The sequence below is a fragment of the Mucilaginibacter sp. MD40 genome (assembly GCF_002288635.1).
Lineage (GTDB): Bacteria > Bacteroidota > Bacteroidia > Sphingobacteriales > Sphingobacteriaceae > Mucilaginibacter.
Genome location: NZ_NRSW01000001.1, coordinates 536,190 through 553,363 on the forward strand (window position 1 = coordinate 536,190; position 17,174 = coordinate 553,363).

The 17,174-nt window shown below is 45.9% G+C and carries 19 protein-coding genes; all 19 read right to left on the bottom strand.

Annotated features, from left to right (window positions below):
• Positions 1–15: 15 nt before the first annotated feature.
• The 19 genes from CKK33_RS02320 to CKK33_RS02410 all read right to left on the bottom strand — a co-directional run bounded on the left by CKK33_RS02320 (position 16) and on the right by CKK33_RS02410 (position 17,173).
• Positions 16–1,008, bottom strand: coding sequence for a glycoside hydrolase family 43 protein (locus tag CKK33_RS02320; protein WP_095702558.1), 993 nt, complete (start codon positions 1,006–1,008; stop codon positions 16–18).
• A gap of 6 nt (positions 1,009–1,014) precedes the next feature.
• Entirely contained in the window at positions 1,015–2,067 is a 1,053-nt protein-coding gene (locus CKK33_RS02325; RefSeq protein WP_095702559.1) for a glycoside hydrolase family 43 protein, read from the bottom strand.
• Positions 2,068–4,404, bottom strand: coding sequence for a TIM-barrel domain-containing protein (locus CKK33_RS02330; RefSeq protein ID WP_095702560.1), 2,337 nt, complete (start codon positions 4,402–4,404; stop codon positions 2,068–2,070).
• 207 nt (positions 4,405–4,611) lie between these two features.
• A complete protein-coding gene (locus CKK33_RS02335) occupies positions 4,612–4,854 on the bottom strand; it encodes a hypothetical protein (protein ID WP_095702561.1) in 243 nt (80 codons plus the stop codon).
• 9 nt (positions 4,855–4,863) lie between these two features.
• Positions 4,864–5,733: a glucose 1-dehydrogenase gene (locus CKK33_RS02340; RefSeq protein ID WP_095702562.1), complete on the bottom strand. Its 870-nt coding sequence runs from the start codon at positions 5,731–5,733 to the stop codon at positions 4,864–4,866.
• Positions 5,730–5,921: a hypothetical protein gene (locus CKK33_RS02345; protein ID WP_095702563.1), complete on the bottom strand. Its 192-nt coding sequence runs from the start codon at positions 5,919–5,921 to the stop codon at positions 5,730–5,732. Before CKK33_RS02345 ends, CKK33_RS02340 begins: the two co-directional genes overlap by 4 nt.
• 10 nt (positions 5,922–5,931) lie before the next feature.
• Positions 5,932–6,270, bottom strand: coding sequence for a hypothetical protein (locus CKK33_RS02350; protein ID WP_095702564.1), 339 nt, complete (start codon positions 6,268–6,270; stop codon positions 5,932–5,934).
• A gap of 118 nt (positions 6,271–6,388) precedes the next feature.
• Entirely contained in the window at positions 6,389–6,640 is a 252-nt protein-coding gene (locus tag CKK33_RS02355) for a hypothetical protein (protein ID WP_095702565.1), read from the bottom strand.
• A gap of 20 nt (positions 6,641–6,660) precedes the next feature.
• Positions 6,661–7,146 carry a hypothetical protein gene (locus CKK33_RS02360; protein ID WP_095702566.1) on the bottom strand — a complete coding sequence of 162 codons (486 nt, stop codon included), beginning with the start codon at positions 7,144–7,146 and terminating at the stop codon, positions 6,661–6,663.
• Positions 7,147–7,158: 12 nt separating this feature from the next.
• Positions 7,159–8,298: a zinc-dependent alcohol dehydrogenase gene (locus tag CKK33_RS02365; RefSeq protein ID WP_095702567.1), complete on the bottom strand. Its 1,140-nt coding sequence runs from the start codon at positions 8,296–8,298 to the stop codon at positions 7,159–7,161.
• A gap of 178 nt (positions 8,299–8,476) precedes the next feature.
• Positions 8,477–9,238, bottom strand: coding sequence for an SDR family oxidoreductase (locus CKK33_RS02370; protein ID WP_095702568.1), 762 nt, complete (start codon positions 9,236–9,238; stop codon positions 8,477–8,479).
• Between the two features lie 18 nt (positions 9,239–9,256).
• Positions 9,257–10,372 carry a zinc-binding dehydrogenase gene (locus CKK33_RS02375; protein ID WP_198952434.1) on the bottom strand — a complete coding sequence of 372 codons (1,116 nt, stop codon included), beginning with the start codon at positions 10,370–10,372 and terminating at the stop codon, positions 9,257–9,259.
• Positions 10,335–11,912: a hypothetical protein gene (locus CKK33_RS02380; protein ID WP_095702569.1), complete on the bottom strand. Its 1,578-nt coding sequence runs from the start codon at positions 11,910–11,912 to the stop codon at positions 10,335–10,337. Before CKK33_RS02380 ends, CKK33_RS02375 begins: the two co-directional genes overlap by 38 nt.
• Entirely contained in the window at positions 11,906–12,544 is a 639-nt protein-coding gene (locus CKK33_RS02385; protein WP_095702570.1) for a hypothetical protein, read from the bottom strand. The genes CKK33_RS02380 and CKK33_RS02385 overlap by 7 nt, the downstream gene beginning before the upstream one ends.
• Positions 12,545–12,559: 15 nt before the next feature.
• Positions 12,560–12,781 carry a hypothetical protein gene (locus tag CKK33_RS02390; RefSeq protein ID WP_095702571.1) on the bottom strand — a complete coding sequence of 74 codons (222 nt, stop codon included), beginning with the start codon at positions 12,779–12,781 and terminating at the stop codon, positions 12,560–12,562.
• A 10-nt stretch (positions 12,782–12,791) separates the two neighbouring features.
• Entirely contained in the window at positions 12,792–13,256 is a 465-nt protein-coding gene (locus tag CKK33_RS02395; protein ID WP_095702572.1) for a DUF421 domain-containing protein, read from the bottom strand.
• A complete protein-coding gene (locus CKK33_RS02400; protein ID WP_095702573.1) occupies positions 13,256–13,948 on the bottom strand; it encodes a DUF421 domain-containing protein in 693 nt (230 codons plus the stop codon). The genes CKK33_RS02395 and CKK33_RS02400 overlap by 1 nt, the downstream gene beginning before the upstream one ends.
• A 193-nt stretch (positions 13,949–14,141) precedes the next feature.
• A complete protein-coding gene (locus CKK33_RS02405) occupies positions 14,142–14,423 on the bottom strand; it encodes an ATP-dependent Clp protease adaptor ClpS (protein WP_095702574.1) in 282 nt (93 codons plus the stop codon).
• Positions 14,424–14,503: 80 nt separating this feature from the next.
• Complete coding sequence (locus tag CKK33_RS02410) at positions 14,504–17,173, bottom strand: TonB-dependent receptor plug domain-containing protein (RefSeq protein ID WP_095702575.1); 2,670 nt, start codon at positions 17,171–17,173, stop codon at positions 14,504–14,506.
• Between the last annotated feature and the right edge of the window lies 1 nt (position 17,174).

The window sequence follows — 17,174 nt, forward strand, 5'->3', positions numbered from 1 at the left end:
TTTCCTCAGGAGAAACTATTTTGCAGGCTTAACCCCTTCGGAGGTCATTACTACTCTTTTCATGGAACCATCCCGGTTATAGTATAGCCGGTCAATACATACCGAACGGCTAAAACTACCACCATCGCGCTCTATGCCTCCGTTATGGTAAATAAAGTACCATTTCCCTTTAAATGCTACTATTGCCTGGTGGTTGGTACCACAGTTACCGGCCAGTTCATTTAATATGCCTTTGTAGCGGTAAGGCCCTTCCGGGCGATCGGCCATGGCATACGCGGTTTTCTCGGGCAGGCCGGATGCGTATGAAAGGTAATATTTGCCTTTATACTCGTGTATCCACGGCGCTTCCTCAAACTTAAACCCCGGGAAATCTATCTTGCCCACCTTGCCATCAATCTCTATCATATTGTTTTTCAGTTTGGCATAATAACATACGCCATTACCCCAGAATAACCAGGCCTGGCCGGTTTTATCGATCATTACGGTAGGGTCAATACAGGTCCAGTAATGGGTTGAAGCAAAGCAATCGGCATTGGTGAGCAGGGGTTTACCAATAGCATCATGATAAGGGCCCTGGGGCCTGTCGGCCACCGCCACACCAATACCCGAGCCATTGGTACTGATATACCAGTAATATTTACCGTTACGCTTTATGGCCTGCGCTGCATAAGCATCGCCGGTTTTATCCCATTTAAAATCGGTGATCTTTAGTGGAGTGGGGTATTCGGCCCAGTGCTGCATATCGGTAGTAGAGAATACGCACCAATCCTTCATTTTATAGCCATTCTGGCCTCCGGCGTAATCGTGTCCGGTAAATAGCCATAGGGTGTCGCCCTCTACCATGGCCGCAGGGTCCGCCGTGTATTTATGCCTGATAACAGGATTACCCGATGAGGTAAAATGATATAACGAGTCTTTCGCCTGCTGTGCAAAAACTGCATCAGTCGCAAAAAGAACTGCTATGATATAGCCGGCGGCAAAAATTCCTTTAATCTTCCTGGATATCATTCGCGCTTAATTGGATTTGTCAAGTAATTCAGCAGGCACCCCGCCCCATTTGTTATTTAGTCGCTGCGCTTCTGTACGGGTTATACTGATCACGGTACCATGCCGGGGGTTGAAATCTTTAGTAAAGGACTCCGGCGTTTGAGTAAAATTGAAAAGATCTGCACTCCGCTGAAACTCGTAACGTTGGCTGGTGTATAGGTCATACATCAGGATATATTCGTCCTTATTATTCAGCTTAAATATCCCCGAACCCTCAACCGGTATGTGCCTGGCCGAGTAGGCATCTATGTATTTAAAATCTTCCAACCATGGGCCTTGTAAACTTTTACTGGTGGCCTGCTGTATCCCGTTTGACACTTCTTTACCTTCGGCATCCTTTGTATTGCCTTTATAAAAAAAGTGGTACAAACCATCTTTATAAATAATATCGCCGTCAATGGCACCGTATTTCGCTTTAAACATGGGTTTGGGCGCTGCCTCAAAGCCCGTGAAATCTTTATTGGCATAAGCACAGTAAAAATCAAGCGCGGGGTTATCTTTGAATTTAACGGTGAAATAAACCAGGTACTTGCCCGCCTTAGCATCATAAATGGTTTGTGGTGCCCAAACCCATTGTATGTTTGGGAACTGTTGCGGATAGTCTTTCTCCAGATCAATAATACCATGCGTCCAGTTGATCAGGTCATTGGAGCGCAGCATCACGATGCCCGGGTTATGCCCCCAGCCATCTTTAACAGTGAACATATCTGTTGCCACCATGTAAAAACCTTTATCATGGTGTCCCCTCAAAATATGCGGGTCGCGAATGCCTCCCGTTCCGGATATTTGCGCGGAGGGTATAATCGGCTGATTGTTATTGAGCGCTTTCCAGTATATGGCATCGGCACTTACCGCAAACCGGAGCTGCTCCTGCAGTTCGCCCGGCCCGGAACCTTCAAAATAAGCGAACAAATAGCCATCATATTTGGGTTTACTTATAACAGCGGCTTTTTTAGTGCTTTGCGCCTGCAATATAGCCACCCACCATACTGCCGCTAATAAAAAAACAACTCTTTTCATTTACAACTTAACTACCGTTTCACCACCAATATAATTTATAGTTTTTACAGGCGCATTGGCCTCCATACCGTTGTTTGTACCGGATTTAACTACACATATGTTAAATTTACGCTTGCTAAGAATTCCCGGGAAGCTACCTTTGCGGCTGCCTATGGTAAGCTGCTTTTTAGCATCGTTCCATTTAAATTCAATGGTGCTGTACATACCCTTCTCATAATTGTAGTTATCTTTCTCATCTTCGTAAAGGGTAAAGCTGCCGTTAGCGCCGGGGTAAACACGCAGCTCCAGGTCATCCCACTTCTTTTCGCTGCTGTACTGCACTGAGGGGCCCCATGGTAACACGGTACCAGCCTTTACATAAATCGGGACGATATCTTTAGGCACATCTTTACTTACAGTTTGCCCACCAGCGTGCTTTTCGCCGGTCCAGAAATCCCACCAGGTAGTACCCGCAGGCAGGTAAACCGGCCAGGTTTTAACATCGGGCCTGGTTACCGGGCTAACCAGCAATGAACGGCCGAACAAATATTCGCTGCCTATTTCTTGTGTTTTGGTATCAGCCGCGAAATCCATTATCAGCGGGCGCATAAACGTACCATCATTCCTGGAAACATCCCATGAGGTACTATAGTTGTAAGGCAGCAGGCGGTAGCGCAGGTTGATCATTTTTTCCTGCCCGTCAAAACACCAGTCGCCGGGCTTACCAAAGTTGAATATTTCACGAGGGACATCTGTACCATGCGAACGCATCATAGGGCAAAACGCGCCAAACTGCATCCAGCGCAGGTAAAGCTCCTGGAAACCCGGATTTTTAGCACCACCGCCGTCTATCCAGCTACCGGCAAAAAAACCGCCTATATCACTATTCCAGTTAGGTATACCCATTAAAGTGTAGCTAAGCGCCGCCGGTATCTGCTTTTGCAGCATCTCCCATGACGAAGGTACATCGCCGCTCCAGGTATTTGAACCATATCTTTGCTGCCCCACAAAACCCGAGCGTGTTAGTAACACTACCCGCTTATTTTTCGAAAATGCTTTTTGATGTGTAGCGATACCGCCGTTATGCATTAACGAAAAAGCATTTTTTACGCTACGGTATGAACCTAAATGGGTAGGCAGGTCAAAATCAGTTTCCTTAACATTGATATGATCCGGCTCGGTTGAATCCAGCCACCAGCCATCGTTACCTATATAGCTGAATATTCTTTTGTTCAGGTATTTCCAATAAATATCCAGCGCAGCCGGGTTATAAACATCATATGGCCTTGCGCCGCTGTTTGGTGGCCAGGTATCAAAATTAATGATCATATTCTTACTGTCCAGCTCCTTACGCTGGTCGGTTTTGGGGCCAAAGCCCGGCCAAGTAACGATCATTGATTTCGCGTTGAGCTTATGAATCTCATCCACCCACTTTTGAGGTTGCGGAAAACGTTCCGGATCAAACAACTGCGAGTTCCACGCACTGTCTGTGCCTTTATACTCGGGCCAGTACCTCCAGTCCTGTATAATTACGTCAATAGGAACTTTTAATTCGCGGTATTTCTTAAGCACGTTTAAGCTTTCTTCCTGGTTCTTGTAACGCTCCTTGCTCTGGAAAAAACCGTAAGCCCATAAGGGCAGCATGGGCGCTTTGCCCGAAAGACTGCGGATATCTTTAATTACACCATCGGCGTTGCCCCCGTACATAAAGTAATAATCAGCACAATGGCCCAGGCTTTTAAAGGCCAGTTCGCCCGGTTGGTCAGAGAAATTGGATATGGAATAATTATCCCAATAAACACCATAACCTTTTATCGACATGAAATATGGCGCGTAGGTAAAAGTGTTTTCGTTTTTCATCTGGTAAGATGCGCCGCGGCGATTGAACTTGTTATCCATTATCTGGCCAACGCCATAAATGGGCTCGGCTTTATCCAATACAAATGAGCCTTTGACATTGTAGGAAGGCTTACCGGCATCATCCTGAGGCGTAAATGTGGTAGCACTATCTTTTAGTAAGATGCGGCCCTTAAGGTCATAAAAATTAATGCGGCCATTGAGGCGATTAACCGTCACCTTTAAGCTTGCCGATCGCAAGGTAGTTTCATTGCCGTTTTGCTGTTTAACAACACGTGTGGCTTCGGGGGTTTTAATAACTACCAGGCTTGCTTTTGAGTAGGGGTGATTTGATGGCGTTTTAAATACCCTTACAATACCGGGCGAGTAAAATTGCACAGCAACATCCATGTTACCGGTCTTTACTTTTAAGGATTGGTTTTGTTGACCGTTAGACCGGCCCGGCATGGCGCAAATAGCCAATGCAGCTAACACGGTGCTAATGCTTAATCTTTTTATCATAAATGGTTTAACTGGCAGGATAAAATGTAAGAAACACAATAAAAAAGTGCATGCTTAAGCATCTCTAAAATCTCTTACAGACTGCAATATAACCTTTATAATATTAAGTGTCAAAAAAACAATTTAATTTGGAAGATAGTTTATATGTAAACGCAGAAACCAACCGCTATGGGTTGGTTCTTGCTATCTATCTCACACTAAAAAATACTACTTATGCTTTAGCTTATCCTCCGAGTCGGTCACGTGCCCATCATTTTTACCAGGACCGATATTTTTGTCGGAGGTATCCTGCGCCGCGCCTGAACGGCCTGCCGTATCTGCATTTTTATCAAAAGCGGTGCTATCCGGTTTATCGTTAATTCCCATTGCCCCCTCAGGGTTACCGTTATCGCCACAGGCAGTAAGGCTTAGCCCCGCCGCCGTAAATAATAATATCAATATCTTTTTCATAGCAATATGTTATATGGTAGGTATCCCACCTGTTACCTGTATAGTAGCACCTGAAATAAAGCTGGCTTCTTCTGATGCCAACATCACATAGGCCGCCGCAAGTTCTGCGGGCTGGCCGGCCCTTTTAAGAGGAACATCCTGGCCAAATTTACTTATCTCCTCTTCTGTCATGGTTGAGGGTATCAGCGGCGTCCATATCGGCCCGGGGGCAACGCAGTTCACACGTATACCTTTCTCGCCCCAGAGTTGCGCCATACTGGATGTAAAGTTTTGGATAGCCCCTTTGGTTGCCGCGTAAGGTATTAGCGTGGGCTTAGGCTTGTAAGCGTTCACCGAAGTAGTATTAATAATAGCGCTACCCGGCTTTAAATGTTCCTCGGCCATTTTGCACAAATAGAACATGGGGTAAATATTGGTTTTAAAAGTGCGGTCCCACTCTTCTGTTGATATTTCCTGTAATGATGGGCGCGACATTTGGAAAGCCGCGTTGTTAACGATGATATCCACACCACCCATTTCACTTAAAGCCATATCAATTATTTGGCGGCAATGCGCTTCTTCACAAATATCGCCGCTAACTAATATCGCTTTGCGGCCTACTTCTTCAACATAACGAGCGGTTTCCTTAGCATCTTCGTGCTCATTTAAATAAGCTATCAACACATCAGCACCTTCCCGCGCAAAAGCTATCGCGACAGCACGGCCAATGCCCGAATCGCCGCCGGTAATAATCGCTTTTCTACCTTCCAGTTTGCCGCAGCCTTTATAGGAGCTTTCGCCATGGTCGGCCGTTGGATTCAACTTTTCCTCACTTCCCGGGCTTGGTTGCTTATCCGCCGGGAAGGGGTTATTCTCATATTTTGTTCTTGGATCGTTCATGTTTTCAAGTTTGTTTTATTTGATAAGCCGGCGGCTGAGTCGTCATGCAGGTCAGCTTCGGCAAATGTCCTTACATCGCCTGATGATAGTTTAACCTTTATCTCATCACCTATTACTTCCAGCACATCGCCTTCGCCCTCCGGGGTAGTTACTCTTTGGCCCTTGACATATCCTCTGCTGTTATCCATTTTTTAAATATTATGGGTGATTGGGTTGCTGCCCATCAAATGCTGAAGGAATGGCACCATTGTTTTTACCGTCTTTAGTTTCCAGGGCCGGGTGTCCGCTTTGTGCTACCTCATATGTTTTATGACCTGCCAAAGTATCCTCCTGTGTAATCAGATCTTTCGTAGGCGAGGCGCCAACGTGTTGCTCCTCCGGGGATTCAGCCGCGTTTTGTTCCTGCTCTTCCAATTGATCGGTATTACGGGCTCCTTTTATTATTTCATCGCCTGTTGCTTCATCGGGCCGGTAACTTTGCTTACCGTTTTCCGGCGCGTGTTGCTGGCCCGGAGCCATATTATCTTGTTTTGCCATATCTTATTATTTTTAAACAGCAGCCAGCACAGTGTAAAAACTGTTAAAAAAAATTACCGCCGACCATATCACAAGCCATACCCATACGGGCATTTGCTTCCGTAAACCGCTCATTGTATCAATGAATGGAGGTGTCCGGTTTTTTAGCTGCAGGAATACCATTAACCGTATCCTGTTCGGTACGGGTGCTATCGCCTACGGTACCGGCGCCTGCCGAGCCCGTACCTGAACCGGGCGCACCTGTGCCATCATTTATACCTGCCGAGTCTGACTCTCCGGCATTGCTTGACGCGCCTGTGCTACCATTCCCTTTACAAGCCACAAGGCCCGTGCTTAAAGCGATCGCTATTATCCAAACGTACTTTTTCATGTTGTTTATGATTAAGATGCTTAACGTTTCCTGTTAATTAATGATGAACAAATGGCTGCTACCACAAATGCGCCTATAAATACTTTTTTGATCATTGCAGGCCGATTATATTCCCATTCTGCCTTGTAGCCTTTTTCTGCAAAAACATTTGGAAACTCCCCGCTCTTGATGTCGTCAATCAGCCCTTCTACTACATTTATGCGATCGGCGAGGATGAGCGGCAGCCAGTGGCGGTACCTGTCTTCGCTATGTTTAAAAGCAAATCTCCTGATGGCGCCGCTTAAGCCGGATGGCGGTACGCTGGTACCGAAAACAGCGGTTGGAGCAGGCCGTTCAATTGATTGCAGTATTTCCACATTGAGTGGCTGTTGCGCGGCACGCTCATAATTTAATCTTTTATGGTCATCGCCGGTGTAATGTTTCATGGGGTAGGTTGGCTCGTTTTCAGGGTCAGCATCCATTCCCCAACCGGGTATATCTTTATAATTTTCGTTATCAGCTGTCATGATGATTTGATTTTAAGGGATGAGCACTGTTTTAATACAGTTATCCAGTTTTGATGAAAAGAGATGATAGGCATCAGCCACTTCGGCCAGCGGCACGCGGTGGGTAATGAGTTCGCTGGGTTTGAGCCTCCCTGCCTGCACATGCTCAATAAGCTTAGGCAATAACCGTTTTACCGACGCCTGATTAGCCCGCAGGGTAAGCCCTTTATTTAAAATATTACCTATAGGAACGAGGTTAAAGGGCGGCCCGTAAACACCCACAACCGAAACTATACCGCCCTTTTTTACCCCGTTAATAGCCCATTGCAAGGCAGTAGTAGCGCCGGCTTGCAGCAGGCCTACACGGCCTGTTAATGTTTGAAGGGTATTACCTTCTGCCTCGCAGCCAACGCAATCAATACATACATCGGCACCATACCAATCGGTAGTTTTTTTGAGGAACAGTACGGGATCTTCTAACGATTTAAAGTTATATACCTCGCACTTGGCGTAATTTTTAGCAAACTCCAGCCGATAATCCACATGATCGATCACGATTACCCTCGACGGCCCAAAGAACCATGCACAGCGGGCCGCCATAATACCTATTGGCCCGGCACCAAATACTACTACCGTATCGCCCTCTTTTATGCCTGCCATTTCAGCCGCCTGGTAGCCCGTAGGTACTACATCCGTAAGCAATACGGCATCATCGGGGTCCATATCCGGCGGTATCACCGTAGGGCCTACATCAGCGTAAGGTACACGTACATATTCGGCCTGGCCGCCGTCAAAACCGCCCGCGGTATGCGAGTACCCAAATATGCCCCCTACTGCCGTAGCCATAGGGTTTGATTCGTGGCAGTTACCATACAGGCCTTGTTTACAAAAATTACACCTGCCGCAGGCGATGTTAAAGGGGACCAGTACATGATCGCCAACCTTCACATTTTTTACCATAGGGCCTACTTCTTCCACAATACCGGTAAACTCATGCCCAAAGGTTGAGCCTACCCGCGTATCAGGCACCATACCATGGTACAGGTGAAGATCGGAGCCGCATATGCACGACCGCGTTACACGCACAATGGCATCTTCGGGATGCAGTATTTCAGGTATTGCTTTTTGCACAGTACGGACCCGGTACGGGCCACGATAATTCATAGCTAACATAGCAGCGTGTTTTAGTTAATAAAATGATGTGATTTCAGATCTGTTAATGATCTCCGGGCAGCGGCTTCGTATATATTTTCAACATTGCATTGCCAACAATGTTTTTAAAAATTAACTTTTAAATAAATTAATTTCAATAAAATAAATTAAACCCGTATAATGAGCCCGAAGGCCGGCATCAGATCATTTGCAGATGAGGCCTTATCTTTAGTTCCACCACATCGCAACGTGCAGGCTGCTCCAGGGTGTAAGCAATGGCAGCGGCTATATCGTCCGCCTGAAGCATTTCCAGGTTTTGCTGCTTTTCCTTTTTTTCGTCGGTGCTGTAGGGCTGCATATCGGTATCAACCGCCCCGGGTTCTATTAACGTTACTTTTATGCCCTGCTCGTAAACCTCTTTCCGCAGGCTTTCCGCAAAGCCCTGTATGCCTGCTTTTGTGGCTACATAAACAGAGCTGCCTTTCTCCCTTACATCAGCACTCATGGAACCAACATGAACAATGTGCCCGCTACCATTTTGCAGCATCCTGTCAAGCGCGTAGCGGGTACAGGCCATATAGCCCAGCAAATTGGTGTTTACAATTCGTTGCCAGTCCTCATAGTCACCATCAGTAATACCCTGAAAGGCTAAGGCGGCGTTGTTAATTAATACATCCACTTTTTCCAAAGCCTCGTCGGCACGGTTAAATAACTCCTCAATACCTTCTTTAGTAGCAAGGTCGGCCACAAAGCCGGTAACCTTAGCCTCAGATCCAACTGCTTTAATATCATTTAGCGCTTCGTTAAGATGGTCCTGGTTTGAACCCGTAAATACAATATTGGCGCCTTTTTGTGCCAGCAATATCGCAGTTGCCCTACCAATACCGGTTGTTGCCCCGGTAATTACCACATTCATCCCGCCCAGCACTGCCGAAGCATTGCTATTAATTGCTGTAGTCATATCCTTATTTTTAAATTGTTAAACATGAAGTGCCACAAATACGGCTCCTGTTTCTTCCTTATTCCTTGCTGTTTCAAACGCCTCGTTAATCTCATCCAATGAGAACCTGTGCGTTATCATTTTCGCGGCGTTCAGCTTCCCTTTCGCCAGCAGGTCTAATGACATTTGCATCTCCGGATAGATATCCCAATAAGAGTAGCTGGCGCTTGGTATAAGCCTGATCTCCGACATTTGTATATGGCTCCAGTCAAGCTCAATGCCTTTTTGTTCTTTTTCGAAACCGCCTACTATTACTACCTTGCCACCTATACGGCTAAAGCTTACGGCTTGTGGTAATGTAATAGGCATGGCTATCCCCCCGGCGCACTCAAAAACAATATCGGCACCGCGCCCCCCAGTAAACTCCATTACTTTGCGCAGGGCATCTTCTTCACTTGTATTCACTACTACATCGGCTCCTAATTCTTTTGCTAAATCCAGTGCCGAGTTCACTTTATCGGTAATTAATACATCCGCACCGCTGATTTTTGCCAATTGAAGCTGGCCCAAACCAATGCAACCTGCGCCAATCACCACCACCTTATCATTAAGCCTGATGTTGCTTAGTTGGATGGCGTGCATACATACCGAAAATGTATCCAGCAGGGTGGCTTCTTCAAAACTTACATGATCGGGCAGCTTATAAAACTTTTTACAAGGGCCTGCTACATATTGCGCGAAGGCCTGAGATACGGTACGCATACGTACCGGGTATAGGTTAGGGCAAAGGTTATATTGCTGTATGTTACACCATTCGCAGGTATCGTCACCTAAAACGGTTTCAATAACCACACGGTCGCCGGGCTTTACATTTTTTACGGCAGGGCCAACATCCACCACTTCACCGGCCAGTTCATGCCCTATTATTTTGCATTTAAGTTCGGGCTCTTCTTTCTTCCAATGCCGCAGGTCGGTACCACATATCCCGGCGGTTTTAACCCGGGCCAATACCCAGTCATCCTGTGCTATTTCAGGTAGTTTTGCCTCCCCTATTTCAAACTCACCCTCCAACGTTTTAAACGCTGCTTTCATTTCCTGTTGTTCCATATTATATTCTTTAATTGGCCCACCTGATGATGATCGTTTGGTCGCCATGTACATTTACCTCTAAAGGCATTTGGCGCATATCCATTTTGTCCAACAACTCCTGGTCATGTTTATTACCCGCCAAAACGCTGATATCCGGCATATCCTTATCTTCTGTTTTGATGACACACAACCGGCAGGTAAATTGCCCATTGCCCAGCACTGTAATGGAAAGCGTATTATCTTTAATGACCTTGCCTGATGTAGGATAGTCAATGAATACCATAAAAGGCTGGCCGGGGATAATGATGTAATGCCTTGGCACAATACCGAAGGCCAGGCCCGCGCCGTATACTTCCTGCCCAACCGAACCTGATTTTTCCCAGCCATCATGTATGTCTTCCAGCGCAATCCAGAGCTTGGGGTCTATCTCGCCTGTGGTTGGTTCTTCTGCCAGCATTTCATTAGGCAGCATTGGCGGATAATAAAATATAGCCCGGTTGATAAAGTATTTTACGTACTCGGCTAAAAGCAGTTTTGCACTTTCTGATAGCGGAGCTTGCTCTGCCATTACCAGCAGATCCTGGAAGGCGGCAAAACATTCCTGCTCCTCATAAACCGCCATGTAAGGCGCATCATTAAGCGGAAACAATCCAAAAAACAGCGGGAAATTTTTTCCGTAGCCATAATCACACTCCCATATGGCCATGTTTTTAAACATATTGGCAATAAGCATGTTGCAGATATCCAGGTATATCTGTTTCCCGGTTTCTTTATAAAGCCTCAACGTAGCTTTAGTGGCAAAGGCTACATTGTTTGCCTGATAAAAAACATCAAACCCAAACTGTTTAAGCGATTGCGCGGCGGTTTCGGCCTCTTCGTAAAACTTACGGTTGCCGGTAAGGTCCCATGCCTGCAACATAATTTGCACGTATACCCCTGCCACATCCTTTTCGCCGCCGGCCCCGGGCTTGGTTTCGGCCTTAATGGTTTCCAGTGTACGCATGTTATAGAAAACCGGCCACTTATAGTTAAAGTGATGCGCTACCTTTATGGCGTAGTCAATTGATTTCAGAAAAAGATCTTTCGCCATTTCATCACCGGCAAGCGCCATACGCGCCAGGTTAAGCAGCGGGTGGTGCAGGTACCAGGCATCCATCGTATCCGGAACCTTTTGCTCTTCGGAACCATCCAATTGGTCCTCAACAGCGGGTAGCCAGCGCTTTATAGTATGGAGTTCTTCATTCCAGAAAGTTTGAATATTATCATAAATCTGGTTGGCAAACACCAGTTGTTCACCACTCCAATCCTGATAGTCCCAAACGGGGAGCAGTACGGCAAGCTGTACCATAATTTCGGGCGGCGTAGCGTAGTCACATACATAGGCATTTAAATAAGAACACCCCTTATGCAGACTCCAGCAACCTTTGTTATGTTCGATATCATGTATAGAGCTTTTGATGGCCGACTTGTAATCGCGGTATACAGTTTCAGGTTTTGGCAACACTCTATAAATATTGGCCAGGCCATCCATAAAACCTATCGCTATCTCAAACTGGTTAGCTGGTGATGTTTCATTAAAACATACATAAGCATCTGCAATTACCATTTGCCGGCCCGCCGGGAATAGCTTTTCCTTTGTTGGCGGCAACGAGAAACCCCATTCAGGCCATTCGCCGCCAACTGTATCTGCGGCAGAGGTTTCGGTGGCAGTAAAGTAATCATTAATGGCAGTGAGGTTTTGGAAATATAGAAACGAGCCTTTTGCATCCCCCCGTAACCGGCATATATCATTCCGGTGCGTATACCAATTTGTTTGATATATAGTTCACCCTCGCTGTCACTTTTACCTGTTTCGGAGAATGCCAATACATCTTTTGGCCAGTAAGGTATAGTTAAAGGCTCATCGGCTTTAAAGCTTACTGCATAATGCAAAAGCGGCGATGCTGTATCGGGAAAGTTTATGCTCACCTCAAATTCGCCGACATCTGATAGCAGATCAAAAACCGCAGTATTGCCCTCAACCTTTTTATTTGTTATAGTTAAGCCATATGGCGAATAGGCTGTGCGGAATGCCGAGGTGGCGTTATTGCCCCAACGGCCAACAACCCATAGGGTGTCTTCCAGCAAGATCACCTCGAAGTTACCGTAAGCGGTTTGGCGCTCCAAAATAGGCGCATCTTCGGCCTGTTTAATTTTTTTTAAGGCAGTTAACGCCCATACAGTTAATTTAGCTCTCATAGATATTTAGTTTTTTTAGTAGACGCCAAGCGTCCATTTAACATGCCCGCATGAGGGGCATTCGCGGCTATTTACATCAAAAGGTTTTTTAAGCGCCAGGCCGCAATTCTCACAAGCCATCATCTCATCACTCTTTTGCAGCCTACCATATATCTCTTCATCCCATCGTGGTATCACAAATAAACCAGGCAGGGCATGTTCATTTTTGATAATAGAGAAACCACCGTTGGCTTCCATATACAGGCGTTTAACCTCTCCTAACTAACTGCTTTATACCGCTACTGCGCAGCTGCGCCACCAGCCTTTCGCGGGTAAGGCGTACTTTTTTCATTACATTAAGGTCCATTACACCATCATTCACCAGGGTATCAATTCGCCCTTGTGAGGCCGACTCAAATTTTTCGCTCAAAAAGGATCGATAAGCGATCCACCTGCTGATGTATACCACCAGTATAGCAATGATCACCGGAGCAAGCAAGCCGCGTTCGGGCGCAGTTAACGGTATACCTATTGTTGCGGCAAGGGTTACCAGCGCCACCATTTCGTTACGCCCCAGCCGTGATGCCATACGCTTACCCAGCAGGCGCATAGCTACCATGAGCAACAGGTAAACCACAAGGGCCCTTATAACCAGTTCCAGCAGATACTCGGGTGGTACATCACCTAAAAAGATCCGGTACAGGTCGCCAAATTTGATTTGCTCTTTTTCCATTATTCAACCGCCATTATAAAATCATGCTTACCACAATTAGAGCACTTTAAAGGGTGCGGTGTACCGGGCAGGTTACCACAATGATGGCATACCAATATTTGCGGTAACTGCTGTACCCCTATCTGCTGCGGATCATTAAAAACATCATCACCGGGGTAGGTGGCAAGCCCCGGGCGTTCCCCGCTGAACAGATATATTGAAAATAACCCGCATGCTTCCAGGTAAACACGCTCAACCAAACCCAGGTTAGTTATTCCCTGCTGGCGCAGAGCGGCCAGCAACTGGTTTTTTGATATACGGTCGGTACGCATATTTTCTATTTGCATTATCCCATCCCTTACCATCAAAGAGGGCTTGCCCTGAGTAATGTTCTCAAACTTGTGGCTGCGATAGCCGAGATAGCTGATACCCCTTTGGAAAGCTACAGCACACAGCAATAGCACCAAGCCCAACAGTATACCGCGCTCGGGCACTTGCATAGGTGTTGCTACAATGGCCCCGAGCGTCACCATAACGGCCATTTCCATAATGGTGAGCTCGCCGGTCATACGTTTACCCAGCCACCTTACTATAAGCAAGAGCAACGTATAGGTAATAAGGGCCCTGAAAAACACCTCAACCAAAAACAATGGCGGCGCCTGCCCAAACAGAATACGCCCAATATCCTTTAAGTGGATCTGGTATTTGTTCATAAAAAATATAATTGAATCCAGGTTATCCGAACGGAAAAAAAAGAGGATATCGGCAATGTATATTCTGAGAACGAATACCAGCCGAAGTGGTTTTACTAAAAAGTAATTTTTTAATAAATAGAGAAAACTTCGGGTAATAGATGCCCGAGACTGCACTTATACAGTATGCAGAAAAGAAGTTTACAGGTTTGTTTTAATCAACAGAAACGGTGAGGCCTTCCTGTTGTAATATTTTACGATAGATCTCCATTTCAGTAAAGGAGCCTTCCAACACCGCGCACTTACCCTCGTCATGCACTTTCCAGGCGATTTTCTCCGCCTGGCTCTCATTGTAATCAAGATATTTCATCATGCAGTATATCACATGATCAAAGGTATTATGGTCGTCATTCCATAAAATAAGGCGGTGCATTTCTTTAAGCCCGGCCAGTATCTCTTCAAGCGTGAGGGTTTCTTCCTGTACTTCAGTTGGCATATATAAATGCAAATTTACTCAAAAACAGCACATTTACATTAAAAATGATGCTTTAGTATTTTATGCTCTTACAGGTATAACTATTCTACCCGGTAACGCATTACCTGTCTGCCAATGTGTCCATCAGCATCAACGCCTTCTACCACCACGCGATAGTTGCCCGGGCTGGCATTGTAATAGTTCACGCTGGCTTTGCCTTCGCGTGTTACCACATTGGGGTTCCAGTAAATGGTTGACCGCAGATCGGCCAGTTTGTTGTCGCCCTTGGCATCATACTTAGGCGAATAAAATAACCTGGATTTATAGATACCCTGGGGGGAGTATGAAATCACACCCCTACGCAATGATCTTGAATAATCAGACGACTCGTCGCCAATTTTTGTAGTAATAACAAGCGCCCCACCACTGGCACTTGAACCATAGATAGCGGCCACAGCCATATTGCGAAGCACCTCTATTGACTGTATATCATTCACATTCAGCATATTCATCATACTGGCATCGCCATACATCCCGTCAACTACTACCAGCATTGGCCTGATACCACGCGTTGAGTAAGGCACACCATTTCTAAAAATTACGCCAAAAAGCCTTCCCTGTAAGCAGTCGGCAAGTTGCACGCAGCCTCTGCCTATGTCTTTGGCAAGTAGTACCTGATCGGCGTTGCCCGCTCCATTAAGGTTTCTGGAATTCTTCAGCGCGTTCTTTTTTTCAATGATCTTAACTTCGGCAAGGCTTATTACATGGTTACCCAGGCCGCGTTTCATTTGTTCAAAATAAAACTGCCGGCTGTTTTGCGCGTAGCCCGATACACTTTGCCCCGGGTTAACTTTAAAATCTGGATAACCGGCATAATCTGAAGCCGCTACAGGCGGAATAGTATCTAATTTGATAACTACATCCTTCTTATTCTTGGCGGTGCGTGCCTGTAACAGAAACTTGATACTATCCGGATAAATGATATCGGTAAACGCAAACCGGCCGTTGGCATCGGTCAACGTATCTAATTTAAATAACCCATCATTAAAATTGAGCAACGATATTTTCCCGCCACTAACCGGCTGGCCGGAAAGATTAGTAACCCTGCCCGAAATGGTAAAAGTTTTTTCAGCTGCGAAACGATCTGTACGGTTATTACCAGTTGCAATCTCTCTCCATTCAAACCGGCGATAACCTTGCGTAAGCATTAAAACATCCAGGTCGGCACGCTTTTGTGGTGTAATATCATTAAAGTAGTAAGCGGGCCTTTCAATATATCCTTTTATATCCGAGCTAAGCAGCAGTGAGGCAAAAATATTGTTCTCGTCATCTTCATCAACCGGCACAATACTTTCATTAATTACCGCTACAGAAAGACTACACATATCAGGTTTACCTTCAGCCGATTTAGTGTCAAAATTAAGCGTTACAGGCGAGCGGGGCGCCTGCGACTGGTTACCGGTATTTAAACCAATATTGAGCAGATCATGCCCATGCACAAATACCAGACGCTGATTAAGCGGTTCGCCCGTGGCCGAAAAAAGTGTAAACTGAACAATACCCGAAGGAAACTTATTGACAGGTATAACCGAACTGAAGGTAGCTTCTCCAACAGTAGTTTTAGCAGCATAACACACCCTGCCATTGTTTTGGGCAATCAGATTAAGCTTTTCAGCAATGGGTTTAGTTGATGCTATACTTACAATAATCCGGTTAGGATCGGTACCAATTACGTTTAACACGTAACCTTCTTTGCCGGCAGCAGGCAAAGGCACTGTGCCTTTTGAGCCATCAGCATAGGTTAAGGCCGCTTTATAAGACATGCCTGCCGCAGGTGTAAATTCAAAAACGCCCATCCCCAGGTGAGTTGCGCTAACCTCAGCCACATGCTTACCGTTATTATCCACCACTTCGCCTTTTACATCTACGCCAAGCCCGTCGGTACCTATAGCCTTAAAGGCAACTTTTGCAGGTATGCCATTAAGCATGTTACCCCCTTCTGGAAAGAATTGCACATCTGCAGTACCTGCCATTATCCTAATAGGGATACTTTTTATATTGTTCTTTTGCCCTGTACCCGCTATGGTGGTCAATAAACGGGCATTACGCAGACTAACAGGATTTGCTACCGGAATCGTTAGCCGGATGATACCATCGGCATCTGTTACCGCCTTGCCTTTTTGCGCTATACCCGCAGGCCCGAATACGGAATAAGTTACCTGCTTGTTTGAATACGCGGCACCATTAGCATCGGTATAACGGATGGTAGCGCCGGCCTCTTGCTTGTTGTAGGTGAAATCAGCTTTTGTAAAAATTTTATTGGTAATGATATTGCCAATCACGATAGCCTTCTCAAAAAAATACTCAGCACCGGCATTACGCATATACTGCGTATAAGCACGTATACGGTAGTTGCCCTCGTGCATGGTATCAGGCAGCGCTATATCGCCAAACCCTAAGCCGTTATGCAACTGTACCTTTAGCGATTGTTTTATGGTATCCAGTTCATTGATGAGTTCAACATTCAATATGCTGCTATCCGGCTGTAGGTCGCCGTCTGTAAATACGTAAGCCTTAAACCATATATCCTCGCCGGCGGTATAATAGGGCTTATCAAAATGCAAATAAGCTTTCTCTACAGGGTGCTTATCCGTCCACTCAGCAAGGCGCTTGGTGAGGACGTTAATGATGTCATCATCGGCAGTAAAACTGAAGATACCGGCTAACAAAATTACCGGCAAAAGAATGATAAGGTTACGGCGGTAAGTCATA